Annotated in this window: 1 pseudogene; it reads left to right on the top strand. The window is 60.5% G+C overall.

The features are described from left to right. Positions 1-201: 201 nt before the first annotated feature. Positions 202-479: pseudogene (locus tag EXE45_RS17850) on the top strand (hypothetical protein); the annotation flags it as partial.

Below are 479 nucleotides of genomic sequence, written 5' to 3'. Positions count from 1 at the left end.
CTCATCTGCGGTGCGACGGTGCCGAGAGCAGTCATGTGTTGTTATCACATTTCTATGAATAAATAGCTCCCGAACGTTCGCGGGTCGCGGGACCGCGGTCCGCCCCCGCGGTCGCCAGTCGAGACAACCGTTTGTCATATCCGAAAATAATATGAGTATATTTCTATAATACATTCTGCGAGATACCAATGTGTTCTCGCGGTGGCCGCGGTGGTCGTCCTCGCGGGCTGTGGCGGACTGGCCGGTGGCGACGAGGCCCCCGGAGCAGGGATCGAGACCGAGGGCGCCGCGAACGCGAGCGGCGTCGACACCGAACCCGAGGAAACCTTCCAAATCGACTCGTTCAACCCCACGTACCTGCTAGACTACAACGAGTCGCAGGCCGGGACCGTGCGGATCACGAACGTCGGAAGCGACGTCGACACCGGCACGGTGACAGTCACGTTCCGCGGCCGCGAACTGCTAAACGAGTCCGTCTC

The sequence above is a fragment of the Halorubrum sp. SP9 genome, assembly GCF_005435015.1.
Taxonomy (GTDB): domain Archaea; phylum Halobacteriota; class Halobacteria; order Halobacteriales; family Haloferacaceae; genus Halorubrum; species Halorubrum sodomense.
This window is presented reverse-complemented; position numbering and strand designations above follow the sequence as displayed.